Raw genomic sequence first — 9959 nt, forward strand, 5'->3', positions numbered from 1 at the left:
CGTTCAAGGGAGATTTGTAATTGCGCATGACTTCAGCGATGGATGTTTTCGGGCTTGATGTTTTCAGTGAATCGGTGCGTGCCGGCGTCATACGCGGCCCCGCGTGGCTTCCAGCTGCACGCGGATCTCGGCCATGCGCTGCTCGGTCAGCTCGAAGCGCAGCAGCGACACCAGGGCCAGCACCAGGCCGATGACCGGAATGCTGGACAGCAGGATGCGGATCATGAAGATGGCATTGGGGTCTTGTGCGCCCTCCAGCTTGGCGTCAAAGCCCGTGAACTGCAGGATCCAGCCCGACGCGCCCCAGCCGATGGCCATGCCGACCTTGGAGATCCACGACTGGCAGGCCGAGAACGAACCTTCGCGGCGTTGGCCGGTCTGGAGCTCGTCATAGTCGACCACGTCGCCGAGCGTGGCGTTGTAGAGCGTCCAGAAGCCCGCGCCCGTGAAGGCGACGAAGCCGCAGGCCAGCAGCTGCAGGTAAGGCAGCGCGGGGTTGTACAGCCACCAGTCGCCGATGAAGGCGCACATGGCCATCACCAACACCGTGGCCAGGCCGGCGCGCTTGCCGTGGCGACGCGCGATCCACGCGAAGAAGGGGATGCCCGCAAAGCCGAAGGCCATACCCGCCAGGCCCATGGCCGTGTTCCACTTGGCGCCCTGCACGATGTCGCCCTGGCAGACGTAGTAGATGGTGGCGTAGTAGCCCAGGGTGCCGACCATGGCCGTGCCCATGCCATAGGCCAGCATCATGCCCAGGATGCGTCGGAAGGGCTTGCAGCGCAGCGTGCGCCACAGGGTGTCGGCAAACGGGATGTGTGTCTGCGTGCGCGCCACCAGCTTCTCGTAGTAGCGCTCGCGCACCAGCAGGAAGATGGCGATGGACACCGCCACCATGATGGCGCCGAGGATGGCGCAATAGGTCTGGGCGCCGCGCAGGAGGTCGGGCTTGCCGGTGCTCGCGTCATTGAAGATGGCCAGCGTCGTGAACTGGGCGGCGAAGAACATCGCCAGCTCCGGCCCCTTCTGAATGGCATTGCGGATGGCCATCACGGTGGTGCGCTCGTGGTAGTCCGGCGTCATCTCCGCGCCCAGGCTGCTCCAGGGCATGTTGAAGCAGCTCATCACCGGCACGTAGATCACCATGCTGACCAGCATGAAGATGAAGTACTGCGTGTCGGTCCAGCCCTTGCCGACGGCGAACATCAGCGGCAGGCCGATGCCGGCCAGGATGCCGCCGACGAGGATGAAGGGGCGCCGGCGTCCGTAGCGGGTGCGCGTGTTGTCCGAGATCCAGCCGAACACCGCGTCCGAGCCGGCGTCGATGAAGATCTTGATCATCTGCACCGTCGAGATCAGGCCAGGGGCCACGCCGAGGAAGATGTTGAAGACCTGGTAGGCCAGCGACGGGTAGAGCCAGTGGCCCCACATGTCGAGGATGGAGCCCAGGCCGAAGCCGATCTTCTGCCGCATGGGCAGGCGGTCGGCAGGCGGTACGGCTTGCGCCACGTTCAGAGTCAGGGTTTGCGGATTCATTTCAGTGTCCAGAATTTGCGGACCGAGCGCCGGGCCGCTCCCAAGCCGGCCCGCGTTTGGCGATGTGCTCGCGGCTCAACGCCGCGAGCATCGCCGTCCCCGCGGGGGCTGAGGCCGGACACATCGCGCCCGGTGGGCKGGATGTGCCTGCCGAAGGGCKGCGGCGCAAGSCGCAGCGCGGTCTGCAAGACCGGCCAAGGTACGCCTTGGACGAGGGGCTCCATCTCACAGGATTCTTCTCGTCTTGATGACTTCGGCGTAATAGCGCGCCGACAGCTTGGGCGTGCGGACCTGCGTCTTGAAGTCGCAATGCACGATGCCGAAACGGCGCTGGTAGCCGTCTTCCCACTCGTAGTTGTCGATGAAGGACCACAGGAAGTAGCCCTTCAGCGGCACGCCGGCGGCGATGACGCGGTGGGCCTCGCGCAGGTGGCTGCGCAGGTAGTCGCGGCGGTGCAGGTCCAGCACCTCGCCGTTGACGACCGGCTCCTCGTCGTAGCCGCAGCCGTTCTCGGTGATGTAGAGCGCCTGGTGGCCGTACACCTCATGGCTGAAACGCGTGCCCCAGTAGATGGACTGAGGCACCAGGCGCAGCCAGGTGCTGTCGGCGCGCGGGTAGTTGACGGGGTGGGGCAGGGCCTCGTAGGCGGCGCCGTTCTTGCCGGCGCGCACATAGGTGCCGCTGTAGATGTTCAGGCCCAGGAAGTCGGTCGGCAGGCTGATGAGGTCGAAGTCGCCGGGCCGCACGTCGGGCGCATCCGCACCGACGTGTGCCAGGAAGTTCGCGGTGTATTTGCCGGCATGGATGGCGCCCAGCACCTGGGCGTTCCGGTCGACGAACCAGGCCTTGGCGGCGGCGATGTCGGCAGGCGTTTCCGTCACGGGCACGGACACGCCGCAGTTGTCGGTCAGGCCGACGACGGCGCCAGCGCCACCGAACTTGCGCACGGCACGCACGCCATGACCATGGCAGAGCAGCGCGTGGTGGTAGGTCTGGTTGACGACCTTGGCGCTTTCCTTGCGGCCCGGAGCCTTGCCGCCGGTGCCGTAGCCAAACAAGGTGAAGCAGACGATCTCGTTCAACGTGATCCAGTGCTTCACCTCCCCGGCGAAGGCCTTGACGACGGTGTCGGCATATTTCGCAAAGGCGTCGACGGTCACGCGCGACGTCCAGCCGCCGCGGTCTTCCAGCGCTTGCGGCAGGTCCCAGTGGAAGAGCGTCACCCAGGGCTCGATGCCGTGCTTCTTCATGCTGGCGAAGAGGCGGTGATAGAAGTCCAGCCCCTTCTGGTTGAGCGCGCCATCGCCGTTCGGGTAGATGCGTGGCCAGGCGATGGACAGGCGGTAGGTCTTGAACCCCAGCGAGGCCATCAGCGCGAAGTCCTCGTCGAAGCGGTGGTAGTGGTCGCAGGCGACGTCGGGCGTGTCGCCGTTGTGGACCTTGCCGGGGATGCGGCTGAAGCGGTCCCATACCGACTCGCCCTTGCCGTCCTCGAAGGCCGCACCCTCGAGCTGGGCGGAGGCAGCGGCGACGCCGAAGACGAAGTCGGCGGGGAAGGGGCTTTCGTAAGTCAGTACGCCTGGTGCGCTGCGGCGCTGTGGCGTGGCGGCCAGCGAAGCTGTGGCCAGCGCGGGCAACGCGGCGGCGGCGAAGAGTTGGCGGCGGCGCAGGGGGCGAAAGGAAGTCATCTGGATGGTCCTCGGTAGGCCGCACGTGGGGCGAAGGCCCGCCGCGGTGCGAGGGAATATAGGACCCGCTTCATTTCAGAGGATGCGACGTTCGCGGATCACATCGGCGTAATAGAGCGCCGACAGCTTCGGGGTGCGCACCTGCGTCTCGTAGTCGCAATGCACGATGCCAAAGCGCCGCTGGTAGCCGTCCTCCCACTCGTAGTTGTCGATGAAGCTCCACAGGAAGTAGCCCTTCAGCGGCACGCCGTCGCCGATGGCGCGGTGGGCTTCGCGCAGGTGGCTGCGCAGGAAGTCGCGGCGGTGCAGGTCCAGCACCTCGCCGTTCACGACYGGCTCGTCGTTGTAGCCGCAGCCGTTCTCGGTGATGTASAGCGARGYGTGGCCGTAGCACTCAGCGGCCAGGCGCGTCGCCCAGTAGATGGACTGCGGCACCAGTCGCAGCCAGGGGCTGTCGGCGCGCGGGTAGTTGACGGGGTTGGGCAGGGCCTCGAAAGCGGCGCCGTCCTTGCCGGCGCGCACATAGGTGCCGGTGTAGATGTTCAGGCCCAGGTGGTCGGTCGGCAGGCTGATGAGGTCGAAGTCGCCGGGCTGGACCTGGGGGGCGTCGGCGCCGACGCGGTCGAGGTAGTCGGCCGGGTAATGGCCGGCATGCATGGCGCCCAGCACATGGGCGTTCTTCTCCAGGAACCAAGCCTTGGCCGCGGCGATGTCGGCCGGCGTCTCGGTGACGGGAATGCAGACGTCCAGGTTGTCCGTCAGGCCGACGACCGCACCCGCGCCGCCGAACTCGCGCACCGCGCGCACGCCGTGGCCGTGGCACAGCAGCGCGTGGTGGAAGGTCTGGTTGACGACAGCGGCACTCTCGGTGCGGCCCGGCGCCTTGGTGCCCCAGCGATAGGCCAGTTCGGTGAAGCAGCGGATCTCGTTCATCGTGATCCAGTGCTTGACGACGCCGCCGAAGGCCTTGACGACCGTGTCGGCATAGCGACCGAAGGCGTCCACCGTCACGCGCGACGTCCAGCCGCCGCGGTCTTCCAGCGCCTGCGGCAGGTCCCAGTGGAAGAGGGTCACCCACGGCTCGATGCCGTGTTTCTTCATGCTGGCGAAGAGGCGGTGATAGAAGTCCAGGYCGGCCTGGTTCAGCTCACCGTCGCCGTTCGGGTAGATGCGCGGCCAGGCCAGCGACAGGCGGTAGTGCTTGAGCCCCAGCGACGCCATCAGCGCGAAGTCCGCGTCGAAGCGGTGGTAGTGGTCGCAGGCGACGTCCAGGGTGTCGCCGTCGTGCACCTTGCCGGGCTGGCGGCAGAAGCGGTCCCAGATGGATTCGCCCTTGCCGTCCTCGAAGGCCGCGCCCTCGATCTGCGGCGCGGCGGCGGCAACGCCGAAGAGGAAGTCGGCAGGGAAGGGGCTGGCGTAGGTCAAGGTGAGGTTGTCTGTCAAGGAGCCATCCTGCGGCAATGGGGCGGTTGCGACGATGCCGCGGATGAAATCGGAGGAGCTAGAGGCAGTCATAGCGATCCAGGAGAGGGAGAGTGCTCGGCCGTCAGGGCGTCAGCCACGGGGTCAGGGTCGCTGTCAGGCTGCGAGCCCATATTTCATAGCCTTGCGGGCTGAGGTGCAGCCAGTCGGGCAGGATGTCTTTGGAGAGTGTGCCGTCCGGATTCGCGAGCGCGCGGCCGATGTCCAGGAAGACGATCCGGCGGCCATCGGCCAACGCGGGCAGCAGCGCATTGATCCTGTCGTTGTGCCTGCGGGTCAGGTCGTCGGGCTTCTCGCCGCGTGGGAACAGGGCCAGCAGCAGCACCTTGGCCTGGGGCTGGCGCTTGCGGATCTCGTCGAGGTTCTTCTGGATACCAGCCACCGTGAAGGCCGGGTCTTCCAGCCGGTCGCCGGTGTTGTTGGTGCCGATCATCATGACGACCGCCTTCGGCGCCATGCCGTCCAGCTCGCCATGCTGCAGTCGCCACAGCAGGTTTTCGGTGCGGTCGCCGCCAAAGCCTAGGGCGACGGCGTTGTGCTTCGCAAAATGCGTTGCCCACGCAGCCTTGCCTTCGTTCTCCCAACCCTGTGTGATGGAGTCGCCAAGGAAGACGAGGTCCACGCGCCGGCCCGCTTCGCGATGAGCCTTGATCTCGGCGAGCTTCTGTTCATGGCGCGGCAGCCACCAGTCCGCGGCCCAGGATTCCTGCAGCCGTTCGGGCGTGACGGACTGGGTGCGGTAGTCGGGGCAGGCGGTGGTCGCCTTGCCATTTTTGTTGATGCGCAGGTGGGCAATCTGCAGCTCGCCGTTGCCCGTGCCTTCCAGCGCGAAGGGCACGTTGACGGCGCTGAAATCGTCGCCCTCGCGCCAGAAGCACTTCAACGCAAAGGACAGGTGCTGACGGCCTTTGCCGATCAGCTCTCGGCCGGCGAACAGGAAGGGGATCTTGCGCTCGCAAGGAAACGCCGGGCCGTCCCAAGTTTCCTTGGCCCCCTCGGGGGGTGGGCTGGGCGCAGCCCGGCTTTGGGGGCGTCCACGGCCATTGCCGCAACCCAGCTTGAACTTCATGCCACCATGGGCGAGATCGATGACATTCAAGTCGAATTCGACGGTGCCTTCGGCCAGGTAGGGCCGCAGGTCCAGCGGCGGGCCGTCCTGCCAGCGGGCCTGGGCGATCCAGGAGTTGCTGAACTGCAGCGTCAGCGCACCGTCAGCGCTACGGCGGGCCGCGACGTGGCTGTCCGGCACGCGTGGGTTGGCGGGCTTGGGCACGGTGACGCGGTCGCCGACGAGCTTGGCCTCGCCCTCGAAATCGGTGACGGCGATCTGCCAACCCTTGGCGGGGCGGCCAACGTCCAGGTCCAATGACTGCGCTGTCATTGGGAGCAGGGCAGCGAAGGCGAGCAGGAAGCGATTCATCATCAGAGCAAGTCTTGAGACGACAGCGTGCGCGACTGGCCGGGCTTGAGCTTCAGTGCGACGACGCGCTCGCCGATGCGAACGCGGCCGCCGCCCGCGCCGGCCACCGAGCGTACGGTGGCGCTCTTGATGCGACCGTTTGCCCAGGCGATGTCGACCTCGAAGCCGCCACGTGCGCGCAGGCCCTTGACCGAGCCCTCGGGCCAGCTGGCAGGCAGCGCGGGCAGCAAGTCGATGACGCCGTCCTGTGATTGCACCAGCATTTCGGCAATGGCGGCGGTCGCGCCGAAATTGCCGTCGATCTGGAAGGGCGGGTGGGTGTCGAAGAGGTTGGGGTAGGTACCGCCCTGGTTCACCTCACCACCGGTGCGGGCGGCCCGGGCACCCGGCGTGGCCAGCAGACCGCGCAGCAGCGTGTGCGCATGGTCGCCGTCGCGCAACCGCGCCCAATAGGCCATCTTCCAGGCCATGGACCAGCCGGTGCTGACGTCGCCGCGGGCCTCCAGCGTCTTGCGCGCCGCTGCGGCCAGCTCGGGCGTGCGCGCCGGAGAAATCTGCCGGCCGGGGAAGAGCGCGAACAGGTGCGAGACGTGGCGGTGCGTGTCCTTGGGCGTGTCCAGCACAGCGTCCTTGAGCTCGGCCTGCCATTCCAGCAACTGGCCCCAGCTGCCCACACGCGGGCCGGCGAGGCGGTCGCGCAGCGAGGCGGCATGGTCGCGCGCGGCACGGTCGCCGAGCGCGTCGGCGGCCTGCACCATGTTGTCGAAGTGGTCCCACAGGATCTGCTGGTCGTAGGCGACGCCGTCCTGGATGGGGCCGTGCTCGGGCGACCAGCCGTTGGGTGCTACCAGCTTGCCGTCCGCCGTCTCCGCCAGCCGGTCTTCCCAGAACTCGCCGACTTCCTTCAGCACCGGCCAGGCCACGTCACGCAGGAAGGCCTTGTCCTGCGTGAAGGCGTAGTGCTCCCAGAAGTGGCGGGCATACCAGGCGTTGCCCGTCATGTTCCAGAGGTAGGTCTGGGCGCCGAAAGGATTGGTCGCCGTGCGCAGCGCCCAGCCGCGCATGGGCCGGGCCTGCTGTGGAACCGCCGGGCCGCCCCAAGGTTCCGCAACCCCCTCGGGGGGCGGGCTGGACGCAGTCCGGCCCTGGGGGCGCACTGAAGTCAGGAAGGTCTCGATGGGCGGCTGCACCGAGTTGTCCCACGGGGGCGTCTCGGCCGGCAGGGCCTTCGGGTCTTTCAGTGCCAGCGCGGCGCGTTCGGCGACGGGCCGGCGCCATGCGGGAATCAGGTTCTGCACGAAACGGTGCAAGGGCCGCGCCGTCTCTGCCAGATTGGTCGGCTCGGCCGGCCAGTAGTTCATCTGCAGGTTGATGTTGCTGTGATAGTCCGCATTCCATGGCGGCGTCAGGCTGTCGTTCCACAGGCCCTGCAGGTTGGCGGGCAGGGAGTCCCGCGAGCTGGAGACCAGCAGGTAGCGGCCGTACTGGAAGTACAGCGCCTCCAGCTCGGGGTCGCCGCCGTCCCGGGTGTAGGCGGCCAGGCGGGCGTCGGTCGTCAGCGCCCGGCGCTCAGGCGGACTGGTGCCGAGGTCCAACTGCACGCGGCCGAGCAGGCCTTTGACGTCGGCCTCGTGCTCCGCCTGCAGCGCCGGCCAGGATCTGGCGGCGGCCGCGGCGACCTGGGCCTGCACGCGTGGCAGCGGCGCCGGGCCGTCGACACGGCCGTCGGCATGGCTGGTGCCGGCGCCGAGGACGACAGTCAGCGCGTCGCAGCCGCGGAACACCAGGGTGTTGCCGTCCACCGTCACCGAGCCGCCTTCCGGCACGACGCGCAGCTGGCTCGCATAGGCCAGGCCGTTGGGCAGGCGGCCGGTGGCGGTGAGGGCGGTGCCCACCGCGGTGAGCGCCGCGCCGTGCCGGTCGGCCAGCGTGATGCGGCCGTTGTAGCGGCCCGGCTGGTCGGCGCTGAGGCGCCAGGCGATGACCTGGGCCGGTTGGCTGGCCAGGGTTTCGCGCGTGAAGCCGGCGCCGGCCTGGCGGTAGCTCAGGCGGTGCCGGGCGTGTTGCAGGTCGAGCTGGCGGCGGTAGTCGGCCACGGGCGCGTCGGCGCCGTCGAGTTCGAGCACCACGTCGCCAAACGCCTGATAGGCGCCCAGCGCCTGGGCATCACCCGTCCACAGCGTGATGTCGTTGAACTGCAGCCGGTCGCGGGCGACCTGGCCGAACAGCATGGCGCCGATGCGGCCGTTGCCGATCGGCAGGGCCTGCTGCTCCCAGCCCTGCGCCGTGTCGGCTGCGGGGCGGTCGTAGCGCAGCACCAGCTCGCCCGCCTGCAGTGGCAGGGCGAGGCAGCAGGCGAGCAGCGTTGCAGCGGCCCGCAGTGATCGGAGGCTCTGCTTCATGGGCTCAGCGCGGGCGGCCCATCTTGACCTTGAGCATGACGGGCTCGGCGGGCAGGTTCAGGCCGTAGTCGACCTGGTCGCCGTTCCAGACGCGCTCCATGACCCAGCGCCCCTGGTCGTCGAAGCGGCCCTGCTCGGTGCGCAGCATGAAGCCGTTCTGGCCCGGCGCTGCCTCCATCCGCACGCGGGTGCGTTGGCCGATGACGAGGAATTCGTCGTCGCCGATCTGCGCGATGGCGACGCCGCCGCCGGGTTGCTCGGTGCCAGCGGGGAACTTGTCGGTCATCTTCCAGCTGGTCTCGCCGAACTGCCATTCGCGATAGCTCAGCTTCGCGACCCAGCCGGGGAACTCCAGCAGCTGCGGCTTGCGGTCATCGCTCTCGGCGGCGCCACGCGTGCGGCCATCAAAGGCCCATTGCGCCCATTGCCGCTGGATCGGGGCGAACATCTTGAAGACGCGAGCGAAGGGCTCGACCATCTCGCGGTCGGTCGATGTGGAGCCGAGCGGGAAGTTGCTGTAGTTGAAGTAGTCTATGCCGAACGGCGCCACGCCGAGGGCGCCGTGCCCGAGGACGGGGTAGAGGTAGCGTCCGTAAGCGGCCGCGTTGCCGATCTCGGGCACCCACAACGCGTTGTCGACGCGCTGGAACAGGCGCAGGTTGGCGTTCACCTGCTCGAACTCGGGCCGATAGATGTCGGGCGCGACGATGTCGAGCGCGGGTGCCGCGGCCTTGTAGATGTCGATGACGTCCCAGGTCGGGCCGCCACTGGCGAAGTCCTTGTTCCAGGGCTTGGGCGGCTGGTCCAGCGGGTTGCGCAGCGCGTTGTTGACGTACATCGGCAGGTCGTAGACGGCTTTGCCGGCCGCGGCGATGTCGCCGATGTAGCGGGCGATGGCCCAGGCGTGGAAATATTCGTCGGCGTAGTCGCCGTAGACGGCGCGCCAGTTGCCGCTTGCAGCACCCGGCACGACGGCCTTCTTGCGTGCCAGCACGGCGGCGGGCACCGGCTGCGCAAAGGCCGCCTCGGCCGCCTTGCCGAAGTCGCGCACCAGGCCATAGGTGCCGACTTCATTCTCGACCTGCACCATCAGCACGGTGCGCTCGGCCGAGTCGATCTTCTTGAGATGCGCCATCAGCGCGACGAAGGCGCGCTTGTCGGCCTTGAGCGTCTCGGTGCCGAAGGGGCTGAGGCTGTAGTTGGACTTGCCTTCGCGGTCGACGTTGAAGGGGAAGCGCTTGGGGTCGAGCTTGACCCAGGCGGGCGTGTACTGGGCGCTGGTGTTCTTCCAGGTGGCGAACCACAGGATCACCAGGCGCTGCTTCTGTCGGCGCGCCTCCTTGACGAGGGTGTCGACGAAGCTGAAGTCGAATTTTCCTTCCTCGGGCTCGACCTGCTCCCTGGCCACCGGCATCAGCACGGTGTTGGCC

General features: G+C 67.9%; 6 protein-coding genes. All 6 read right to left on the minus strand.

Annotated features, from left to right (window positions below):
- Positions 1–87: 87 nt before the first annotated feature.
- Complete coding sequence (locus AC1DU6_RS00710) at positions 88–1536, minus strand: MFS transporter (protein ID WP_477855853.1); 1449 nt, start codon at positions 1534–1536, stop codon at positions 88–90.
- Positions 1537–1761: 225 nt separating this feature from the next.
- Positions 1762–3225, minus strand: a complete 1464-nt coding sequence (locus AC1DU6_RS00715; RefSeq protein WP_457391292.1) for a GH1 family beta-glucosidase — start codon at positions 3223–3225, stop codon at positions 1762–1764.
- Between the two features lie 75 nt (positions 3226–3300).
- Positions 3301–4668, minus strand: coding sequence for a GH1 family beta-glucosidase (locus tag AC1DU6_RS00720; RefSeq protein WP_477855854.1), 1368 nt, complete (start codon positions 4666–4668; stop codon positions 3301–3303).
- Between the two features lie 103 nt (positions 4669–4771).
- A complete protein-coding gene (locus tag AC1DU6_RS00725; RefSeq protein WP_477855855.1) occupies positions 4772–6127 on the minus strand; it encodes a GDSL-type esterase/lipase family protein in 1356 nt (451 codons plus the stop codon).
- A gap of 2 nt (positions 6128–6129) precedes the next feature.
- Positions 6130–8529 carry a glycoside hydrolase family 95 protein gene (locus AC1DU6_RS00730; RefSeq protein WP_457324637.1) on the minus strand — a complete coding sequence of 800 codons (2400 nt, stop codon included), beginning with the start codon at positions 8527–8529 and terminating at the stop codon, positions 6130–6132.
- A gap of 4 nt (positions 8530–8533) precedes the next feature.
- Positions 8534–9959: DUF5597 domain-containing protein (locus tag AC1DU6_RS00735; RefSeq protein ID WP_477855856.1), on the minus strand; the 1426-nt coding region annotated here is incomplete at its 5' end.

The sequence above is a fragment of the Roseateles sp. P5_B10 genome (genome assembly GCF_056400485.1).

What these genes read in the sequence shown, in the direction of transcription:
- AC1DU6_RS00710 (WP_477855853.1), bottom strand. Translation starts at nt 1,536, where the DNA reads ATGAATCCGCAAACCCTGACTCTGAACGTGGCGCAAGCCGTACCGCCT.
- AC1DU6_RS00725 (WP_477855855.1), bottom strand. Translation starts at nt 6,127, where the DNA reads ATGAATCGCTTCCTGCTCGCCTTCGCTGCCCTGCTCCCAATGACAGCG.
- AC1DU6_RS00715 (WP_457391292.1), bottom strand. Translation starts at nt 3,225, where the DNA reads ATGACTTCCTTTCGCCCCCTGCGCCGCCGCCAACTCTTCGCCGCCGCC.
- AC1DU6_RS00730 (WP_457324637.1), bottom strand. Translation starts at nt 8,529, where the DNA reads ATGAAGCAGAGCCTCCGATCACTGCGGGCCGCTGCAACGCTGCTCGCC.